We start from the raw sequence: 20,589 nt of genomic DNA, 5'->3' as shown, positions 1-20,589 counted from the left end.
GCCGCCCGGGAGCGGCCAAGGTGTGGTGTCAGGAGGAGCCGCCGCGAGAGGGGGTGCGACGGTTCCGGTCCGCCACGGTCCGGGCCGACCGTGGCGGTAAGGGCTTGCTTACTTGGCGGCCCAGGCGTTGAAGCGCTGCTCCAACTGCTCGCCATAGTCAGCCCAGAAGGTCACGTCCATGCCCACCTGGCCCTGCATGTTTTCCGGGGTGGTCGGCATGTCCTTCAGCAGCTCCTTGCTCAGCAGCGGTACGGCGTTCTTGTTGACCGGGCCGTAGGCGATGTTCTCGGAGTAGGTCTTCTGCTGCTCGGGTTGAACCGAGAAGGCGATGAACTTCAGGCTCTCGTCGACCTTCTTGGCGCCCTTCGGGATTGCCCAGGCGTCGAAGTCGTAAATGCCGCCGTTCCAGACGATCTTCAGGTTGCTCTCTTTCTGCACGGCGGCGATGCGGCCGTTGTAGGCGGAGCTCATGACCACGTCACCCGAAGCGAGGTACTGCGGCGGCTGGGCGCCGGCTTCCCACCACTGGATGTTCGGCTTGATCTGGTCGAGTTTCTTGAAGGCGCGGTCCTGGCCTTCCTTGGTGGCCAGCACCTTGTAGACGTCCTTGGGCGCGACACCGTCGGCCATCAGGGCGAATTCCAGGGTGTACTTGGCGCCCTTGCGCAGGCCGCGCTTGCCCGGGAATTTGCTGGTGTCCCAGAAGTCGGCCCAGCTGGTCGGTGCGGTCTTCAGCTTGTCGGCGTTGTAGGCCAGCACGGTGGACCAGACGAAGAAGCCCACGCCGCAGTTGCTGACGGCGCCCGGTACGTAGTCTTCGGCCTTGCCGAGGATGGCCGGGTCGATGGTTTCGAACAGGCCTTCGTCACAGCCGCGGGCCAGTTCCGGCGACTCGACTTCCACCAGGTCCCAGGAGACGCTGTTGGTGTCGACCATGGCCTTCACCTTGGCCATCTCGCCGTTGTACTCGCCGGCGACGATCTTGTTGCCGGTGCTCTTCTCGTAGGGACCGTAGAACGCCTTCACCTGGGCGTTCTTGTTGGCGCCGCCGAAGGACACCACGGTCAGGTCGGTAGCGGCCATGGACTGGGCCGCGAAGGCCACGCCCAGGGTCAGCGCTGCGAGTTTGAGCCCCGATGCTTTCAAGGACTTCGACATTATTGTTGTCTCCACAGTGTGCAGGTTTGTTTTTCTTGGATGCGTCCGGGAGTGGCCGGGCCGCGCTGTTACGCCGCGGACAGTGGGTCGAGCGCGCGGACGTGCTCGACTTCCCAGCCCAGCGGAACCACGTCGCCAACACTGAGCGCGGGATCGAGCTCGGCGATCGGCTGTTTGACGAAGAAATCGGTACGGCCGCAGACCTCCAGGCGAATGCGCACGTGGTCACCCAGGTAGATGAACTCGGCGACGCGGCCGGAGAAGCGGTTCGCGCAGTTTTCGCTGTGGCCGTTCAGGCGCACGCGCTCGGGGCGGATCGACAGGCTGACGGTGTCGCCGACGTTGCCGACGTTGACCGCCAGTGCCTCGACCTTCTCGCCACGGGCCAGGCCCACGGTGCAGCGCTCGCCATCGCGGGCCTGGAGCTGGCCGGCGATGCGGTTGTTCTCGCCGATGAAGTTGGCGACGAAGGAGTTGCGCGGGTGTTCGTAGAGTTCGGCCGGCGGGGCGATCTGCTGGATCTCGCCCTGGTGGAACACGGCCACGCGGTCGGACATGGTCAGGGCTTCGCCCTGGTCGTGGGTCACGTAGACCACGGTCACGCCCAGGCGCTGGTGGATGTGCTTGATCTCCATCTGCATGTGCTCGCGCAGCTGCTTGTCGAGCGCACCCAGGGGTTCGTCCATCAGCACCAGTTGCGGCTCGAAGACCAGCGCACGGGCCAGGGCCACGCGCTGCTGCTGACCACCGGAGAGCTGGCCGGGATAGCGGCCGGCGAAGGTGTCGAGCTGGACCATGGACAGCGCACGCTTCACGCGCTCGCTCACATCGGTCTTGCTCATGCCGCGAACGGAGAGCGGGAATGCCAGGTTCTCGGCCACCGTCATGTGCGGGAACAGGGCATAGTTCTGGAACACCATGCCGATGTCGCGCTTGTGCGGAGGGACGTTGTTGATGGCGCGGCCGGCGAGCTGGATTTCACCGGCGGTAGGAGTTTCGAAACCGGCCAGCATCATCAGGCTGGTGGTCTTGCCGGAACCGGAAGGCCCCAGCAGTGTCAGGAATTCGCCTTTGCGAATGTCCAGATTGAGGTCCTTCACGATGAGGGATTCGCCGTCGTAGCTCTTCTGCACGCCACGGAAACTCACCAGCACATCGTTTGCCTGATTCTCGGCCATCACCGCACCTTTGTATTTTTGTAAATGCCGTTGATCTCAAGACTAGAGAAGCAGAACCGGCGCGCAAATCGGGCGGTATGAGAGATTGCTATAAGGCTTAGAGAGGATGCTTTGTAGGGCTCGCCCTACAAAAAATGGCGAAACAGACTGCCGACCAGCTTGTGGTCGGCAGCCCGGCGATCAGCGCTTGGCCCAGGCCTGGAAACGCTGCTCCAGCGCGTCGCCGTGCTCGGCCCAGAACGCCACGTTCATGCCCACGGCATTGGCGATGTTCTGCGGCGCGGTGGGCAGGTTGGCGGCCACGTCCGGCGCCAGCAGTTCCACGGCCTTGCGGTTGGTCGGGCCGTAGGAGATGTTCTCGGCGAAAGCCTTCTGCTGCTGCGGCTGGCCGGCGAAGTTGACGAACTGTTCGGCCAGCTCCTTCTTGAACACGCCCGAGGGCAGCGCCCAGAAGTCGAAGTCGTAGATGCCGCCGGCCCAGACCATGCGGAAGCCCTTCTGCTCGGCCTGCGCGGCGGCGATCCGGCCGTTGTAGGCGGAGCTCATCACCACGGTGCCATCGGCGAGGTCGCGCACCGGGTCCTGGCCGGACTTCCACCAGTTGATGCTCGGCTTGAGTTCGTCGAGCTTGCGGAAGGCCCGGTCGACGCCATCGTTGGTGGCGAGCACCTTGTAGACGTCCTTCGGCGCCACGCCATCGGCCATCAGGGCGAATTCCAGGCTGTACTTGGCGCCCCAGCGCAGGCCGCGCTTGCCGGGGAATTTCTTCGTGTCCCAGAAATCCGCCCAACTGCTGGGCGTGCCCTGCAGCTTGCTCTGGTTGTAAGCCAGCAGCGTGGTCCAGACGAAGATGCCGACGCCGCACGGCTGCACTGCGCCGGGAACGAAGTCGGCGGTGTTGCCCAGGGACTTGGGATCGAGCTTCATGAACAGCCCTTCCTCGCAACCGCGTGCGAGCTCGGGGGCCTCGACTTCCACCACGTCCCAGGACACATGGCTGATCTCCACCATGCGCTTGAGCTTGGCCAGATCGCCGTTGTAGGAACCGTGTACGACGGCGTTGCCGGTCACTTCCTTGAACGGCTTGTAGAAGGCCGCTTCCTGCGCCTGCTTGTTGGCGCCACCAAAGGAAATCACGGTGACGTAGTCCGCCAGCGCCGGCATCGCAGCGCTCCCCAGCAGGCCGAACAGCAGCCTTCCCCTTACCGCTCGCAACATCTTCTTCTCCTTGTTATCACGACGTACTGCATGAAGCCGGCAATCATTCCCTGCCTCACGCCCGCTAGATAGACGGTGTGTTACAGAAATCGGACACGTCGCACAGAGTGGAGGGAAAATTCAGCGAGCGATCTGCCGCAGGTCAAGCCAGCGTCGCAGATGGTTCAGACGAGCTTGTGCTCCATGGCGTAACGCACCAGGTCAGCCACCGAGTTGGCATTGAGTTTCTGCATCAGCCGCGCCTTGTGGGTGCTGATGGTCTTGCTGCTGACCGCCAGCTGCTGGGCGATTTCGTTGACGCCCTCGCCCTGTACCAGGCGCTCGAATACCGAGAACTCGCGCTCCGACAGCAGCGCATGGGGCGGGCGCGAATCAGTCAGGCCGACCTCGAAGACCATGCGGTCGGCGAGATCGGGATCGATGTAGCGGCCGCCGCTGGCGACCTTGCGGATCGCCGTGAGCAGCAGCGCCGGGTCGCTGTCCTTGGTGGCGTAGCCGGCGGCGCCGACCTTCAGCGCGCGGGCGACCATCTGCACTTCGTCGTGCATCGACAGCATCAGGATCGCCGGCGGGTTGTTCAGCGCGCGGATGCGCGGGATGGCCTCCAGGCCGTTGACGCCCGGCATGGAGATGTCCAGCAGGACCACTTCGCAGGGCGTCTGGCGCAGGGTGTCGAGCAACTGCTCGCCGTTGGTGGCCTCGCCGACCACTTGCAGGTCCTTGGCCATGCCGATCAGCTGCTTGATGCCCTCGCGCACGATCGTATGGTCTTCCGCCACCAGCACTCGAATCACCGCCTTTCCTCCCGTTCCACGCTTGTCATTGTCGTTATGGTTTTCGCCCGTTCACGCACTTCTGGAGCGCAACGGCACGCGGATCCACAGCGTGGTGCCCTCCCCGGGCTGGCTGTCGATCTGCAGGGTGCCGCCGAACATCAGCACCCGCTCGCGCATGCCCACCAGGCCGAAGGAAACGCCCTGGCGCGTGGCGTTCGGATCGAAGCCCACGCCGTCGTCGGCGATGCGCAGGCACAACTCGCGCCCTTCGACGCTCAGCTGCAATTCCACAGTATGCGCCTGGGCATGGCGCATGACATTGGTCAGCGCCTCCTGGAGGATGCGGAACAGCCCGATGGCCTTGGCGTCGGACAGCTCCGGCGGATTCTCCGGCACCTGCACCAGGCAGGGAATCTGCGTGCGCGATTCGAAGCGGCGCGCCTGCCATTCCACCGCCGAGCCGATGCCGGCATCGAGGATCGGCGGGCGTAGCGCGGTGGCCACGTCGCGGACCAGTTGGAACAGCTGGGCGATCAGCCGCTTCATGTTGTCCAGGCGCTCGCGCAGGCCGCTGTCCAGCTCGGCGTAGGCCAGTTCGCACATGGAGGTTTCCAGCTTGAGCACGGTGAGCACCTGGCCCAGTTCATCGTGCACTTCGCGGGCGATGCGCGCCTTCTCCTCCTCCCGCACGCTCTCCAGGTGCGCCGACAGCTCGCGCAGTTGCGCGCGGGAATCCTGCAGTTCCAGCTCGATCTGCTTGTGTTCGGTGATGTCCCAGACCACGCCGTCCCAGGCCGGGCGACCGTCATCCAGGGTCCGCACCGTAGCCTTGATGTCGACCCAGCGCGGCTCGTGGCTGCGGGTGAGGATACGGCCCTGCCACAGCCAGTTGCGATGGCCTTCCACCGCGTCCAGCTGGCTGGCCAGGTAGCTCTCGCGCTCGGACGGATGCACCAGGCCCATGATGCCCAGGCCGCTCTCGCGCAGGTAGCCGGGCGAGTAGCCCAGCGAGGTTTCGCTGCCGCCGGTGATGAAGCTGATATAGGCGAAATCGGAGTCATCGTCCGGCGCGTTGGGCTCCAGGCGGAACACCAACCCCGGCACGTTGGCGGCGATGCCCTGCAGGCGCGCCTCACTCTCTTCCAGCGCGGCGCGGGCGCGGCGGCGTTCGGTAACGTCAGTGAGGAACACCAGCAGGTACTCCGAATCGCCGAAACGCAGGAAGCTCAGCGAAACGTCCGCCGGCAGCCACTGGCCGTCGGCGCGCAGGCAGCGGGTCTCGAAGCTCAGCGGCGCCTCGTCGGCATTGCGCGCGCGGCGCCAGAGGTTGAGCCAGCGGTCCATGTTCAGCGTCGGCTCGAAGTCCGACAGCGGCCGATCCACCACCGCTCCCGGCAAGTAGCCGAGCATCTCTTCGGCCGCGCGGTTGGCGTAGCGCACGTGGCTGTCCCAGTTGACCCAGAGGATGCCGACGGTGCTGCTGTCGATGGCGAACTGGGTCAGGCGCAGGGCCTGTTCCGCCGCCTGGCGCAACTCGATATCGCGGCGCGCGGCGAGCAGGCGCGACTCCAGCGCGCGGTGCTGGCGCCGCAACCAGAGCAGCGCGGCAACCGCCAATAGAAGCAGCAGGCCGAGCAGGATGCAGAGGTTCTGCCAGAAGCCGGGGGAGGAGCCCAGGCGCGGGTAGGTCGGTTGCAGCCAGCGTTCGTGGAGCTGGTCGAGGTCCTTGGCGGGTACCGCGCGCAGAGCCGCGTCGATGATCCCCGCCAGCTCCGGCAGGCCGCGCCGGGTCGCCACGCGCAGCAGCTGCGGATAGCCGATGTCGGCCACCACCAGCAGGCCGGTGAATTCGGTTTCGCGGGTCAGGCGCGCCAGCTGCGCCTCGTCGATCACCGCGTAATTGGCCTCGCGACCGAGCACCTTGCGCAGCACTTCGCGGTCGCTGTCGACGACCTGCAGGGTCAGACCCGAGTAGGTGCCACGCAGGTAGTCCACCACCGGGCCGGGACCGCGCACGGAAACGGACTCGCCCTCGCCGAGGGTATCCAGCTCCACCGAGGTGCCGCTGCGTCGGTCTCCCACAACGAGACGCGGAACGCGCAGGTAGGGATCGGAGAACAGCCAGTCGCGCAAGGTCGAAGGTGTCTGGCTGACGCCGGGCGCAAGATCGATTTCGCCAGCGCGCACCGCTTTCTCCAGCGCGGCCTGGTCGGGAAAGGTGCGCCACTCCAGGCTGACGTGCAGGGACTTGGCCAGCCACTCCAGCAGTTCGACGTTGGCCCCGGAGAGCTGCTGCAAGCGGCGATCCTGCTGCACATAAGGTGCCTCGAGCACCGCGCCGACACGCAGCTGCGGATGCTCGGCAAGCCACGCGAGTTGCGCCTGATCCAGGGTCAACGGTGGCGCGGCAGTTTCCGCCACGGCCAGCAACGGCAGGCAGCAGAGCCAGGCCAGGCAGGCTTTCCAGAACAGACGTCTCATGCCGACAGCACCATGGATTTCACTCGGGTCAAAGCAAATGGCCGGCATACCTTACAGCAACCCCGGTTGAACCCGGCACGCCTGCGCCTGACAAAGCTAATACAAGCCGCTAGGCTGGCCGCTCTCGCGCCCGCCGCTTGCTGCCGCCAGACAGGGATATCTTTGATGCCGCATTTGCCTCGCCCGACGTTTCTCGCCCTCAGCCTGTGCCTCGGCCTCGCGCCGCTGGGGGCCAGTTGGGCCGAAGACGCCAAGCCCGCCGCTGAAAAACCGGCTGCCACACCAGTCGTGCGTCCGGCAGTGAGCGAGCGCAGCCAGGACGAAGCCAGCGGCCTGGGACGCCAGTTGCCCGAAAGCGAGCGCCAGGAACTCAAGGCCGGCGACGAAACCTTCCTGGCTCTCTGGCTGCCGGCCAATGCTGCCGACGCATCGGGGGCGGTGATCCTGATACCCGGCGATGGCGAGAGCGCCGACTGGCCGGTAGCGATCGGCCCGCTGCGACGCAAACTGCCCGATGCCGGCTGGCAGACCCTCGCCGTGACCCTGCCCGACCCGCAAAGCACCGCGCCGGTCCCGCGGCCGAAGGAATCGCCGGACAAGGCCAGCGCCGATACCGACGCCACGGTCGCCGACAGCGCCAGCAAACCCGAAGTGAAGGGCAGCGAAGGCAGCGCGATCCCGACACCGGAAAGCACCGGCGAAGCCGGCAGCGCGGAGCCGGCCCAGGCCAGCGCCGAAGCTCCGCCGCCGCCCACCGACCCGGTGGAGCTGCGCAAGGCCCACGCCGAGCGTGTGCTGGCACGCATCCAGGCGGCCGTCGAACTGGCCCAGCAGCACAACCCGAAAACCATCGTCCTGCTCGGCCATGGCACCGGCGCCTACTGGGCGACCCGCTACCTGGGCGAACGCACGCCAGCCGAAATCAGGAACCTGCTGCTGGTGGCGCCCCAGATGCCGCGCGACTTCAAGCCGTCGCTGGACGAAACCGTGCCACTGCTGAACCTCGCCACCGGCGACTTCTATTACAAGGACAAGGCGCCTGACGTGGCCGCCGCGAAACTGCGCCTGCAGGCGAGCAAGCGGCAGAAGGCACCGAACTACGTGCAGATCGGCATGAATGCCCTGCCTGCCGACCTGGGCACCGAGCAGGACCAGCTCTACCGGCGCATCCGCGGCTGGCTGTCGATGCACCTGGAGCCGATCGAGCAGCCCTGAGGGCCGCCCGACTCAGCGAAAGCCGCGACGCTGGCGCACCAGCAGGTAGGCATCCTGGATCTCGCGGGTCCGGCTGGTCGCCGCGGCAATCCGCTCCGGGCTCGCACCCAAGCCTTCGAGCTTGTCCGGGTGGTTCTGGCTGATCAGCTTGCGGTAGGCGCGCTTGATCTCTTCCGGTTCGCTCTCCAGCGTCACGCCCAATAGTCGCAGCGCCGCGGTGTAGGACTCGCGCGGCCTGGCGGGCGGCTTGGGCGGTTCGGCGCCCGCCGACAGCGCGAGAACCCTGGACCGGGAAAGCCCCAGCGAATCGCCCCACTGCAGCAGCAGGTTCTTCTGCGCAGCGTTCGGTGCGCCGCCGGCCCAGGCCATACGCCAACAGGCCTGGATCAGGCCTTCGGCCGTAGCCTCCTGGCCGTGGCGCTGGTGCAAGCCGGCGTCCAGCAACTCACCACCGAGCTTGCCGCGACCGAAGGCATCGATGGCCTGGCGACGAGCCTTGTCATCCAGTTGCAGACGCTGCATTTCCGCCCGCGCCTGCTGGATGTGAGCATCGATCACACGCCCACGGCTCTTGGCCAGCCGGCCAAGCAGCAGGAAGAGCAACTCCTGGTCGCCAACCCTCGGCCCGCCGCGCAACTGATCGAACAGCCCCGCCCAGGTGCGCTGCTTCAGGCGCCGGTCGAGCACCTGTCCCAGCAGAGCACCGAGCATGGCGCCCGGAATGCTTGCCAATGCCCAGCCGGCGATGACGCCTACCAAGGTGCCCGGCCAGAACACCTCAGCCCTCCGCCAGCTGGCGTTCGACTTCCGCCAGGCGCTCGTGGGTGCCCACATCGATCCAGCGACCCCGATGATGGACGCCGCTCACCCGGCCGGCTTCCATGGCCTGGCGCAGCAGCGGTGCCAGCTTGAAGGCACCAGGCTCGCAGCCCTCGAACAGCTCGGGGCGGAGGATGGCGATTCCACTGTAGGTCAGGCTCGGCTGGCCTTCGCAGTAATCGCTGACGCGGCCTTCGCTCAGGCAGAAATCACCGCGGGTGTGGTGACCGGGGTTGTCCACCAGCACCAGGTGCACCAGATCGTCCTCGGCCAGCGCGCCGAGCAGGCTCGCGTAATCGAAGTCGGTCCAGATGTCGCCGTTGGCAATGACGAAGGCCTCGTCACCCAGCAGCGGCAGCGCCTTGAAGATGCCGCCACCGGTTTCCAGCGGTTCGCCCTCGGGCGAGTAGCAGATGCTCACGCCGAAAGCCGAACCGTCGCCCAGGTGATCCACGATCTGCTGGCCGAGCCAGGCGTGATTGATCACCAATTGATCGAATCCGGCCCGGCGCAGTGCCTGCAGCTGGTACTCGATCAGCGGCACGCCACCGGCGCGTACCAATGGCTTGGGCGTATGCAGGGTCAGCGGACGCAAGCGTTCGCCCTTGCCCGCAGCGAGAATCATGGCCTTCATGCGGGATGCGTCTCGTCTTTGGGCAGATCGGCCAGCAGCGCCGCGAGGTCAGCGAGTTCCGGCCGGCGCACGATGACACTCTCCAGGTAGCGGAAGAACCGCGGCACGTCGCCCAGGTAGCGCGGCTTGCCGTCGCGGTGGCAAATGCGGGCAAAGATACCGATGACCTTGAGGTGACGCTGGGCGCCCATCAGGTCGCTGGCACGGAAGAAGGTCTCGAAGCTGTCCGGCAGCGGGATACCGGCGGCCTGGGCCTTGCGCCAGTAGCGCGACAGGCCGTCGTGCACGCGCGGCTCCGGCCAGCTGAGGAAGGCGTCCTTATAGAGGCAGGTCACGTCGTAGGTCACCGGGCCATGGACCGCGTCCTGGAAATCCAGGATGCCGGGGTTCGGCTCGCTGAGCATCAGGTTGCGCGGCATGTAGTCGCGGTGCACGAAGACGCGCGGCTGCTCCAGGGCGCTTTGTACCAGCAGGTCACAGGTACGCTCCCAGCGGGCGAGCTGCTCGCCTTCCAGCGTCACGCCCAGGTGGCGTTGCAAGTACCAGTCGGGGAACAGCTGCAGCTCGCGGCGCAGCAAGGCCTCGTCGTAGGCCGGCAGACGCACGGCGACGTCCACCTGCTGGAAGGCCACCAGGGCGTCGAGGGCATCCTCGAACAGTTCCTCGGCGTTCTGCGCGGTCAGTACATCCAGGTAGGTCTGGCGGCCCAGGTCATCGAGCAGCAGGAAACCCTGCTCGACTTCTTCGGCCAGAATCTTCGGGACGTGAACGCCGGCCTCGGCCAGCAGACCGGCGACCTTGATGAAGGGCCGGACGTTCTCCTGGGGCGGCGGCGCGTCCATCACGATCAGGCTGCGACCTTCACCCTGCCAGCGGAAATACCGGCGGAAACTGGCGTCGCTGCTGGCTGCGGTGAGGCTGGCCTCGGGCACCGGGCCCCAGCCCTGCGCGTTGAACACTGCGGGCAAACTCAAGTCCAACCAGCCGATCATCTGCTGGTAGCGGGCATCCTGTGACATCTTTATGGGTTCTCCACGGCCCTAGCCGTTGCGCGGGTCATGCTTTATTATCCAGCATCTTTTTGAGCCCATCGAGAGGCGTGCGGTCCGCTTTGGGCCGATGGCTCGCAGGAAGCCCGGATTAACAAGATGGCAGTGAATTTCCCCGTGTTCCGTAGAAAATTCCCCTTACTGGTGACCGGTGGCCTGCTGGCTATCCAGCCGCTCGCCTCTGTGACCGCGGCACCCGGTGAGCAGTTCGCCTGCCAGCCCTCCGCGTCCGGCGCCTGGGACTGTTCCTCGCAGAACAGCGCCAGCAGCGTACCGCGCCCACAGCACGGCGCCAGCTCGGTCAGCGCCGGCGGCACCGCCGCCGCCAGCAGCTCGAAGTCCTCGGGCAGCTCGAGCAGCAGTGCCGGCGAAGAGCCGAAACAGCTGGTCACCGAGTCCGGCGGCCGCGGCCTGAAGTCGCGCAGCAACGACTACAGCCACCTCGACTGGATCCCGCGCGACAAGCTCACCGCCGCCCAACAGGCGGAAATGGGCCCGTACTGCAGCGGCGCCTATGTCGAGCCGACCCGCCCGGGCATGAACGACAAGACGCCGAACGACGAGGCCCCGACCTACGTTTCGGCGAAAGTGTCCCGCTACGAGCAGGAAAAGCAGGTCGCCACCCTCGCGGGTAACGTGGTCCTGCGCCAGGGCAGCATGCAGGTGGAGGCCGACGAGGCCAACCTGCACCAGGCCGAGAACCGCGGCGAACTGGTCGGCAACGTCAAGCTGCGCGACAACGGCGCGCTGATCGTCGGCGACCACGCCGAACTGCAACTGGACAACGGCGCGGCGAAGATCGACAACGCCGAATACGTCATGCACCAGGCGCAGATCCGCGGCAGCGCGCTGTACGCCAAGCGCCAGGAAGACGCGATCATCCAGCTCAAGGACGGCACCTATACCCGTTGCGAACCCAGCAGCAACGCCTGGGTCCTCAAGGGCAACAACATCAAGCTGAACCCGGCCACCGGTTTCGGCACCGCGACCAACGCGACCCTGCGGGTGAAGGACATTCCGGTCTTCTACACCCCGTACATCTATTTCCCGATCGACAACCGTCGTCAGTCCGGCTTCCTGGCGCCTTCCTTTGCCAGCTCGACCGACACCGGTTTCACGCTGACCACCCCGTACTACTTCAACCTGGCGCCCAACTACGACGCCACGTTGTACCCGCACTACATGGTCAAGCGCGGCCTGCTGATGGAAGGCGAGTTCCGCTACCTGACCCACAGCAGCGAAGGCCAGGTCACCGCGGCCTACCTGAACGACAAGAACGACGATCGCGAGGACTTCCCGCAGTACACCGACACCCGTTGGCTGTATGGCTGGAAAAACGTCAGCGGCCTGGATTCGCGCCTGATGGCGCAGGTCGACTACACCCGGATCAGCGACCCGTACTACTTCCAGGACCTGGATACCTCGCTGGGCATCGGCTCGCCGACCTACGTCAACCAGCAGGGCGTCCTGACCTATCGTGGCGACAGCTATACCGCCAGACTGAACGCGCAGTCCTACCAGCTGGCGACCGTCACTGACGTCACCCCGTACGATCGCCTGCCGCAGCTCACCCTGGACGGCAAGCTGCCGTTCAACCCGGGCGGTCTGAACTTCACCTACAGCACCGAGGCCGTGCGTTTTGACCGCGATCTGGATGAGGGCTATTACCGCATCGATGTCGATAACCCGACACTCTATCCGCGCCCGGATACATCCCTGACCGGTCTCGCCCGTGCGAATGGCGATCGCTTCCACGCCGAGCCGGGCATCAGCCTGCCGATGAACCGCAGTTGGGGCTTCATGACCCCGACCGTCAAGGCGTTGTACACCAAGTACGACCTGGACCTGGACGGCAAGGGCAAGGCCACACTGCCGTCGTACATCGACTACGAAAACAGCCCGGATCGCTCGCTCGGCCTGGCCAAGCTGGATTCCGGACTGTACTTCGACCGCGATACCACCTTCGGTGGCACCAAGTTCCGTCAGACCCTGGAACCGCGCGCGATGTACCTGTACGTCCCGTACAAGAACCAGGACAACCTGCCGACCTTCGACACCGGCGAGTTCACTTTCAGCTACGACTCGCTGTGGCGTGAAAACCGCTTCACCGGCCGTGACCGCATCGGCGACGCCAACCAGCTGTCCCTGGGCCTGGGTTCGCGCTTCATCGAAGACGATGGCTTCGAGCGCGCCTACATTGCCGCCGGCCAGATCTACTACTTCAGCGACCGTCGCGTGCAACTGCCCGGCCTGACCGAGAACGATCTGGCCGCCAGCGGCGCGAAGAATCCGGACGCCGACACCTGGCGCTCGCCCTACGCGCTCACCGGCATCTACCGCTTCGACCATGACTGGTACGCCAGCTCCGACTTCAACTGGAACCCGAACACGCACCACACCGACAACGGCAACCTGATGTTCCACTATCAGCCCGAAGCCGATCCTCGCAAGGTGCTGAACGCTGGCTACCGCTACCGCGCGGACAGCAAGCGATTCAACCCGAACACCGGGCAGTTCGAATACGGCAGCGACGAGTACAAGATCGAACAGCACGATTTCTCGTTCATTTGGCCAGTCCTGCCGCAGTGGGCCGCCATCGGCCGCTGGCAGTTCGACTACAACCAGAGCCGCACGCTGGAAGCCTTCGGTGGCTTCGAGTACGACAGCTGCTGCTGGAAGCTGCGCCTGATCAATCGCTACTGGGTCGACTACGACGACGAGGAGTTCGTGACCTCCACGTCGAAGGCCGATCGCGGTGTATTCCTTCAAATCATCTTGAAAGGCCTTGGCGGCGTGGTTGGCAACCAGGTGGAAGGCTTCCTCGACCAAGGTATCCAGGGTTATCGTCAACGTGAAGACAATGCTATGTAAGGCCCTGCGCCCGCTGATGCTGGGCGCGCTGTTGGCAAGTTCCGTCGTGCACGCCGAAGTGGTTCCGCTGGACCGTGTGGTCGCCATCGTCGACAACGACGTGGTGATGCAGAGTCAGCTGGACCAGCGCCTGCGCGAAGTCCGTGCAACCATCCAGAAGCGCGGCGCGCCGCTGCCGCCCGAGCACGTGCTGACCCAGCAGGTGCTCGAGCGTCTGATCATCGAGAACATCCAGCTGCAGATCGGTGACCGCTCCGGCGTTCGCATCACCGACGAAGAGCTGAACCAGGCCATGGGCACCATTGCCCAGCGCAACAACATGAGCCTGGACCAGTTCCGCGCCGCCCTGTCCCACGATGGCCTGTCCTATGACGAGGCCCGCGAGCAGGTCCGCCGCGAGATGATCATCAGCCGTGTGCGCCAGCGTCGCGTAGCGGAGCGCATCCAGGTCAGCGAGCAGGAAGTGCAGAACTTCCTGGCTTCCGACCTCGGCAAGATCCAGCTCTCCGAAGAGTACCGCCTGGCCAACATCCTGATCCCGGTCCCCGACAGCGCCTCGCCGGAAACCGTGCAGGCTGCGGCCCGTCAGGCCCAGGAAATGTACGAGCAGCTCAAGCAGGGCGCCGACTTCGGCCAACTGGCGGTGTCCCGCTCGGCCGGCGACAACGCCCTGGAAGGCGGCGAGATCGGCTGGCGCAAGGCTGCCCAGCTGCCCTCCCCGTTCGACAGCATGGTCGGCAGCCTGGCCGTGGGCGACGTGACCGAGCCGGTCCGCACCCCGGGCGGCTTCATCATCATAAAGCTGGAAGAGAAGCGCGGCGGCAGCAAGATGCTGCGTGACGAAGTCCACGTCCGCCACATCCTGCTCAAGCCCAGCGAGATCCGCAGCGAAGAAGAGACCCAGCGTCTGGCCGAGAAGCTCTACGAGCGCATCCAGGCCGGCGAAAGCTTCAGCGATCTGGCGAAGAAGTTCTCCGAAGACCCGGGCTCCAAGCTCAACGGTGGCGACCTCAACTGGGTCGACCCGGAGTCCCTGGTACCGGAGTTCCGCGAGGTGATGAACAACGCACCGCAAGGCCAGGTCACCAAGCCGTTCCGCTCGCCGTTCGGCTGGCACGTGCTGGAAGTCCTCGGTCGTCGCGCCACCGACAGCAGCGACAAGTTCCGCGAGCAACAAGCCGCCCAGACCCTCCGCGCACGCAAGTACGACGAGGAACTGCAGGCCTGGCTGCGCCAGATCCGCGACGAAGCCTACGTCGAGATCAAGCAGTAAGCAGCGCGAGTCGCTCAATAAAGAAACCCGGCCATGGCCGGGTTTCTTTTTGCCTGTCGAAAGCTTCGAAGAACCAGGGCTTCGTCGTAGAGTAGGCCCATCCGCTGCAACTCCCGATTCGAGAGCCCCCTGATGAGCACTTCCCACCTTTTCGCCCTCACCCCCGGCGAGCCCGCCGGCATCGGCCCCGACCTCTGCCTGCTGCTGGCCCGCGAAGCGCAACCACACCCGCTGGTCGCCGTCGCCAGCCGTGAACTGCTGGCCCAGCGCGCCGCCCTGCTGGGGCTGAACATCGACCTGCAGAGCGTCGGTCCGGGCCAGTGGCCCAGCGCCGCCGCCCCGGCCGGCACCCTGTATGTCTGGGATACACCGCTGGCCGCGCCGGTCGAGCCGGGCAAGCTGAACCAGGCCAACGCCGCCTACGTACTGGAGACCCTGACCCGCGCCGGCCAGGGCTGCCTGGACGGGCATTTCGCGGGGATGATCACCGCGCCGGTACACAAGGGTGTGATCAACGAAGCCGGAATCGCCTTCTCCGGCCATACCGAGTTCCTCGCCGACCTCACCCGCACCGCCCAGGTGGTAATGATGCTCGCCACCCGCGGCCTGCGCGTCGCGCTGGTGACCACCCACCTGCCGCTTCGGCAGATCGCCGATGCCATCACTCCGGATCGCCTGGAGCGTGTCACCCGCATCCTGCACGCCGACCTGCGCGACAAGTTCGGCCTGGCCAATCCGCGCATCCTGGTCTGCGGCCTGAACCCCCATGCCGGCGAGGGCGGCCACCTCGGCCATGAAGAAATCGACGTGATCGAACCGACCCTGGAACGCCTGCGCACCGAGGGCATGCAACTGATCGGCCCGCTACCGGCCGACACACTGTTCACCCCCAAGCACCTGGAGCATTGCGATGCCGTGCTGGCGATGTACCACGACCAGGGCCTGCCGGTGCTCAAGTACAAGGGCTTCGGCGCGGCGGTGAACGTGACGCTGGGCCTGCCGATCATCCGCACCTCGGTGGACCACGGCACCGCGCTGGATCTGGCCGGCACCGGTCGGATCGACAGCGGCAGCCTGCAGGTCGCCCTGGAAACCGCCTACCAGATGGCCGAAGCCGGCGCTGGCGCGCGCTGATCGGGGGCATTCCGTTCGGCCAGCGTTTCGTGCTGGCCGCGCCGGACTGGTAAACTGATGGTTTTTCCGCCTCCAGCCGGCCGCCACAGGCGCCCGGCTGCTCTCCGGAGCCTTCGATGTCCGAACTCTTCCAGCACCGCGCCCGTAAACGCTTTGGGCAGAACTTCCTGCATGACGCCGGGGTGATTCACAAGATCCTGCGCGCCATCGCCGCCAAGGAAGGCCAGCACCTGCTGGAAATCGGCCCGGGCCAGGGCGCCCTGACCGAAGGCCTGGTGGACAGCGGCGCGAAGCTCGACGTGATCGAGCTCGACCTGGACCTGATCCCGCAACTGAAATGGCGCTTCGGCCTTAAGCCCAACTTCAGCCTGCACCAGGGCGACGCCATGAAGTTCGACTTCGCAACCCTCATGGCCTCTCCGGAGGACAAGCTGCGCGTGGTCGGCAACCTGCCCTACAACATCTCCACCCCGCTGATCTTCCACCTCCTGGACCATGCCTCGCTGATCCAGGACATGCACTTCATGCTGCAGAAGGAAGTGGTGGAGCGCCTGGCCGCCGAGCCGGGCAACGGCGACTGGGGCCGTCTGTCGATCATGGTGCAGTACTTCTGTCGCGTAGATTACCTGTTCACCGTCGGCCCCGGCGCGTTCAACCCGCCGCCCAAGGTGGAGTCGGCCATCGTCCGCCTGGTGCCCTACGCCGAACCGCCGCATCCGGCCAAGGATCACCGAGTGCTGGAGCGCATCGTCCGCGAAGCCTTCAACCAGCGCCGCAAGACCCTGCGAAATACCCTGCGCACGCTGATGAGCGTCGAGGACATCGAAGCCGCTGGCGTCGACCCGACTCTGCGCCCCGAGCAGCTGAGCGTTGCCGACTTCGTCAGCCTGGCCAACCGCTACAGCGAAACCAACCCGGAAGCCGAGCAAGGACCGAGCGCATGAGCGACCCCCGCTACCAGGTCAGCGTCAGCGTCACCACCCGCCACCTGCCCGAGCAATCCCAGCCGGAACAGCAGCGCTACGTGTTCGCCTACACCGTGACCATCCACAACCACGGCGAACTGGCCGCCAAGCTGCTGACCCGCCACTGGATCATCACAGACGGTGACGGCCATGTGCAGGAAGTGCGCGGCGCCGGGGTAGTTGGCGAGAAGCCGCTGATCGAGCCGGGCGCCAGCCACACCTACACCAGCGGCACCGTGATGGCGACCAAGGTCGGCAGCATGCATGGCAGCTACCAGATGGTCGCCACCGACGGGCACCACTTCGATGCCGAGATCCCGGCGTTCCGCCTCGCCGTACCGGGGGCGCTGCACTGATGGCCACTTACGCCGTCGGCGACTTGCAGGGTTGCCTGGAACCGCTCAAGTGCCTCCTGGAGCAGGTGAAGTTCGACCCGTCCCGGGACAAGCTGTGGCTGGTGGGCGACCTGGTCAACCGCGGCCCGGCGTCGCTGGAAACCCTGCGCTTCCTTTATGGCATGCGCGATTCGCTGGTCTGCGTGCTGGGCAACCATGACCTGCACCTGATCGCCGTCGCCTACAACGCCGAGCGCCTGAAGAAGAACGACACCCTGCGCGAGATCGTCGAGGCGCCGGACTGCGCGCAACTGATCGAATGGCTGCGGCAGATGCCGCTGGTGCACCACGACGCCCAGCGCGACATGACTCTGGTGCACGCGGGCATCCCGCCGCAATGGGACATCGACAAGGCCCTGCAGCGCGCCGCCGAAGTCGAAGCTGCCCTGCGCGACGACGCCCAGCTACCGATGTTCCTCGATGGCATGTACGGCAACGAGCCCGCCAAGTGGGACAAGAAACTCACCGGCATCGCGCGCCTGCGGGTGATCACCAACTACTTCACACGCATGCGTTTCTGCACGCCCGACGGCAAGCTCGACCTGAAATCCAAGGAAGGCCTGGACACCGCGCCCCCCGGCTACGCCCCCTGGTTCAGCTACGCCGAGCGCAAGGCCGCCGGGCGCAAGATCATCTTCGGCCACTGGGCCGCGCTGGAAGGCCAGTGCGACGTCCCCGGCCTGTTCGCACTCGACACCGGCTGCGTGTGGGGCGGCAGCATGACGCTGATGAACATCGATACCCTTGAGCGCATCCACTGCAGCTGCGCCGATAAACCAGAATGAATGATTGCAGCGCAGCCACAGGCTGCGCGCCTTGCGAGGTAACCCCATGAGCGACTTCAAGCGCATCGCCCCCGACCAGGCCCAGCAACTGCGCGAAAGCGGCGCCCAGGTCGTCGACATCCGCGACCCGCAAAGCTACGCGACGGGCCACATCAGCGGCTCGCGGCACATCGACAACTACTCGGTGGCCGACTTCATCCGCGAGGCCGACATGGACGCACCGCTGGTCGTGGTCTGCTACCACGGCAACTCCAGCCAGAGTGCGGCAGCCTATTTCGTCCAGCAGGGCTTCTCCGAGGTCTACAGCCTCGATGGCGGCTTCGAACTGTGGCGCAACGTCTATCCCGCGGATACCAGCGCTGGCGGCTCTGACTGAAAGCCCCTACGAAAGGGGCGGATTAGCCCCTTCAAAAAATCTGTAACTTCTCGCTCTTTCGTCCTTTACACACCGAAGAACGAACTATCCTTTCCCTCAGGCCATCCAAAAAAGGGAGAGCCGGCACACCGGCTTCCGGTTAATCGGCAGTGACCATTGGGGCGGATCAGGGCAGTGGCCAGGTTCCGTTGGAGTTCTGGGGGATTCTCGCCGGTAAGCACTGGCAGCCCGACCGCACCCGCACAGACCGATCCGGCGCCGGCTCCATGCATCGAGCGAGGAGACGTCATGAGCATTTTCAGTCACTTCCAGGAACGCTTCGAAGCGACCCGTCAAGAAGAGTACTCCCTCCAGGAGTACCTGGATCTCTGCAAGCAGGACAAGATCGCCTACGCCACCGCCGCCGAGCGGATACTGATGGCCATCGGCGAGCCTGAACTACTCGACACATCCGTCGATTCCCGCCTGTCGCGAATATTCTCCAACAAGGTGATCCGCCGTTACCCGGCCTTTGCCGACTTCCATGGCATGGAAGAGTGCATCGACCAGATCGTCTCTTTCTTCCGCCACGCCGCCCAAGGCCTGGAAGAGAAGAAACAGATCCTTTACCTCCTGGGCCCGGTCGGTGGCGGTAAATCCTCCCTCGCCGAGAAGCTCAAGCAATTGATGGAGCACGTGCCCTTCTACGCCATCAAGGGCTCACCGGTGTTCGAATCGCCCCTGGGGCTGTTCAACCCGGACGAAGACGGCGCCATCCTCGAGGAAGACTACGGCATCCCGCGCCGCTACCTGCGCTCGGTGATGTCGCCCTGGGCAACCAAGCGCCTCAACGAATTTGGCGGCGACATCAGCCAGTTCCGCGTGGTCAAGCTGCACCCCTCGATCCTCAACCAGATCGCCATCGCCAAGACCGAACCGGGCGATGAGAACAACCAGGACATCTCCGCGCTGGTCGGCAAGGTGGATATCCGCAAGCTGGAAGAATTCCCGCAGAACGACGCCGACGCCTACAGCTACTCGGGCGCGCTGTGCCGGGCCAACCAGGGCCTGATGGAATTCGTCGAGATGTTCAAGGCGCCAATCAAGGTCCTGCACCCCTTGCTCACCGCGACCCAGGAAGGCAACTACAACAGCACCGAAGGCCTCGGTTCCCTGCCCTACAGCGGCATCATCCTCGCCCACTCCAACGAATCGGAATGGCATAGCTTCCGCAACAACAAGAACAACGAGGCCTTCATCGACCGGATCTACATCGTCAAGGTGCCGTACTGCCTGCGCGTCTCCGACGAGATCAAGATCTACGACAAGCTGCTGATCAACAGCTCGCTGGCGCACGCCCACTGCGCGCCGGACACCCTGAAGATGCTCTCGCAGTTCTCCGTGCTGTCGCGTCTGAAGGAGCCGGAAAACTCCAACATCTACTCGAAGATGCGAGTCTACGACGGCGAAAACCTCAAGGACACCGATCCCAAGGCCAAGTCGATCCAGGAATACCGCGACACCGCCGGTGTGGACGAGGGCATGTCCGGGCTTTCCACCCGCTTCGCCTTCAAGATCCTTTCCAAGGTGTTCAACTTCGACCCGCATGAAGTCGCCGCCAACCCGGTGCACCTGCTCTACGTGCTGGAACAGCAGATCGAGCAGGAGCAGTTCCCGCCGGAGACCCGCGAGCGCTACCTGCGCTTCCTGAAGGAATACCTGGCACCGCGCTACGTCGAGTTCATCGGCAAGGAAATCCAGACCGCGTACCTGGAGTCCTACAGCGAGTACGGCCAGAACATCTTCGACCGCTACGTGCTGTACGCCGACTTCTGGATCCAGGACCAGGAATACCGCGACCCGGAGACCGGCGAAATCCTCAACCGCGCCGCCCTCAACGAGGAGCTGGAGAAGATCGAGAAACCGGCTGGCATCAGCAACCCGAAGGATTTCCGCAACGAAATCGTCAACTTCGTGCTGCGCGCCCGCGCCGGCAACAACGGCAAGAACCCCAGCTGGCTGTCGTACGAGAAGCTGCGCGTGGTGATCGAGAAGAAAATGTTCTCCAACACCGAGGACCTGCTGCCGGTCATCAGCTTCAACGCCAAGGCGAGCAAGGAGGATCAGCAGAAGCACAACGACTTCGTCAAACGCATGGTCGAGCGCGGCTACACCGAGAAGCAGGTGCGCCTGCTGTCGGAATGGTATCTGCGGGTTCGCAAGTCGCAGTAGTCTGCCATCGGCGCGGCGGCATTCCCGCCGCGCCGGTCGCCGTCGCATTCG

17 protein-coding genes are annotated in these 20,589 nt (G+C 65.1%); 9 read left to right on the top strand and 8 right to left on the bottom strand.

What is annotated here, in order from left to right; all coding sequences use genetic code 11:
• Positions 1 to 108: 108 nt before the first annotated feature.
• The 5 genes from IB261_RS02845 to IB261_RS02825 form a co-directional block, all read right to left on the bottom strand.
• The gene (locus tag IB261_RS02845; RefSeq protein WP_081520783.1) at positions 109 to 1,158 is read right to left on the bottom strand and encodes an ABC transporter substrate-binding protein; all 1,050 of its coding nucleotides are present in this window, start codon (positions 1,156 to 1,158) and stop codon (positions 109 to 111) included.
• 68 nt (positions 1,159 to 1,226) lie between these two features.
• Positions 1,227 to 2,336: an ABC transporter ATP-binding protein gene (locus IB261_RS02840; protein ID WP_192383283.1), complete on the bottom strand. Its 1,110-nt coding sequence runs from the start codon at positions 2,334 to 2,336 to the stop codon at positions 1,227 to 1,229.
• A gap of 180 nt (positions 2,337 to 2,516) precedes the next feature.
• On the bottom strand, positions 2,517 to 3,554 hold the full coding sequence (locus IB261_RS02835) for an ABC transporter substrate-binding protein (protein ID WP_192383284.1): 1,038 nt from the start codon (positions 3,552 to 3,554) through the stop codon (positions 2,517 to 2,519).
• A 164-nt stretch (positions 3,555 to 3,718) separates the two neighbouring features.
• Entirely contained in the window at positions 3,719 to 4,348 is a 630-nt protein-coding gene (locus IB261_RS02830) for a response regulator (RefSeq protein WP_081520786.1), read from the bottom strand.
• Between the two features lie 51 nt (positions 4,349 to 4,399).
• Positions 4,400 to 6,811, bottom strand: coding sequence for a PAS domain-containing sensor histidine kinase (locus IB261_RS02825; protein WP_192383285.1), 2,412 nt, complete (start codon positions 6,809 to 6,811; stop codon positions 4,400 to 4,402).
• Between the two features lie 165 nt (positions 6,812 to 6,976).
• Here IB261_RS02825 and IB261_RS02820 point away from each other — a divergent pair, with 165 nt between their 5' ends.
• Positions 6,977 to 8,026: an alpha/beta hydrolase family protein gene (locus IB261_RS02820; protein ID WP_151189150.1), complete on the top strand. Its 1,050-nt coding sequence runs from the start codon at positions 6,977 to 6,979 to the stop codon at positions 8,024 to 8,026.
• Positions 8,027 to 8,038: 12 nt separating this feature from the next.
• On the opposite strand, the gene IB261_RS02815 is transcribed toward IB261_RS02820, so the two are convergent.
• From IB261_RS02815 to IB261_RS02805, 3 genes are read right to left on the bottom strand one after another with little or no spacing between them, the layout of a single operon-like run.
• Positions 8,039 to 8,803 carry a DnaJ domain-containing protein gene (locus tag IB261_RS02815; RefSeq protein WP_081520789.1) on the bottom strand — a complete coding sequence of 255 codons (765 nt, stop codon included), beginning with the start codon at positions 8,801 to 8,803 and terminating at the stop codon, positions 8,039 to 8,041.
• Between the two features lies 1 nt (position 8,804).
• Complete coding sequence (gene murU, locus IB261_RS02810; protein WP_192225428.1) at positions 8,805 to 9,479, bottom strand: N-acetylmuramate alpha-1-phosphate uridylyltransferase MurU; 675 nt, start codon at positions 9,477 to 9,479, stop codon at positions 8,805 to 8,807.
• On the bottom strand, positions 9,476 to 10,498 hold the full coding sequence (locus IB261_RS02805) for an aminoglycoside phosphotransferase family protein (protein WP_192383286.1): 1,023 nt from the start codon (positions 10,496 to 10,498) through the stop codon (positions 9,476 to 9,478). Before IB261_RS02805 ends, murU begins: the two co-directional genes overlap by 4 nt.
• A gap of 129 nt (positions 10,499 to 10,627) precedes the next feature.
• Between IB261_RS02805 and IB261_RS02800 the strand changes: the two genes are divergently transcribed.
• The 8 genes from IB261_RS02800 (at position 10,628) to IB261_RS02765 (ending at position 20,538) form a co-directional block, all read left to right on the top strand.
• Positions 10,628 to 13,399, top strand: a complete 2,772-nt coding sequence (locus IB261_RS02800; protein WP_192383287.1) for an LPS-assembly protein LptD — start codon at positions 10,628 to 10,630, stop codon at positions 13,397 to 13,399.
• Positions 13,380 to 14,672, top strand: a complete 1,293-nt coding sequence (locus tag IB261_RS02795; protein WP_139791707.1) for a peptidylprolyl isomerase — start codon at positions 13,380 to 13,382, stop codon at positions 14,670 to 14,672. The genes IB261_RS02800 and IB261_RS02795 overlap by 20 nt, the downstream gene beginning before the upstream one ends.
• A 132-nt stretch (positions 14,673 to 14,804) precedes the next feature.
• A complete protein-coding gene (gene pdxA, locus IB261_RS02790) occupies positions 14,805 to 15,806 on the top strand; it encodes a 4-hydroxythreonine-4-phosphate dehydrogenase PdxA (RefSeq protein WP_192383288.1) in 1,002 nt (333 codons plus the stop codon).
• Positions 15,807 to 15,922: 116 nt separating this feature from the next.
• Positions 15,923 to 16,750: a 16S rRNA (adenine(1518)-N(6)/adenine(1519)-N(6))-dimethyltransferase RsmA gene (gene rsmA / locus IB261_RS02785; protein ID WP_081520795.1), complete on the top strand. Its 828-nt coding sequence runs from the start codon at positions 15,923 to 15,925 to the stop codon at positions 16,748 to 16,750.
• Complete coding sequence (gene apaG, locus IB261_RS02780; RefSeq protein WP_054908027.1) at positions 16,747 to 17,127, top strand: Co2+/Mg2+ efflux facilitator ApaG/CorD; 381 nt, start codon at positions 16,747 to 16,749, stop codon at positions 17,125 to 17,127. Before rsmA ends, apaG begins: the two co-directional genes overlap by 4 nt.
• Complete coding sequence (locus IB261_RS02775) at positions 17,127 to 17,951, top strand: symmetrical bis(5'-nucleosyl)-tetraphosphatase (RefSeq protein ID WP_081520796.1); 825 nt, start codon at positions 17,127 to 17,129, stop codon at positions 17,949 to 17,951. Before apaG ends, IB261_RS02775 begins: the two co-directional genes overlap by 1 nt.
• Before the next feature lie 46 nt (positions 17,952 to 17,997).
• Positions 17,998 to 18,327, top strand: coding sequence for a thiosulfate sulfurtransferase GlpE (gene glpE / locus IB261_RS02770; RefSeq protein WP_081520797.1), 330 nt, complete (start codon positions 17,998 to 18,000; stop codon positions 18,325 to 18,327).
• 288 nt (positions 18,328 to 18,615) lie between these two features.
• Positions 18,616 to 20,538: a PrkA family serine protein kinase gene (locus tag IB261_RS02765; RefSeq protein WP_045212719.1), complete on the top strand. Its 1,923-nt coding sequence runs from the start codon at positions 18,616 to 18,618 to the stop codon at positions 20,536 to 20,538.
• The last annotated feature ends 51 nt before the right edge of the window (positions 20,539 to 20,589 follow it).

This window comes from Pseudomonas sp. PDM20, from assembly GCF_014852575.3.
Lineage (GTDB): Bacteria > Pseudomonadota > Gammaproteobacteria > Pseudomonadales > Pseudomonadaceae > Pseudomonas.
This window is presented reverse-complemented; position numbering and strand designations above follow the sequence as displayed.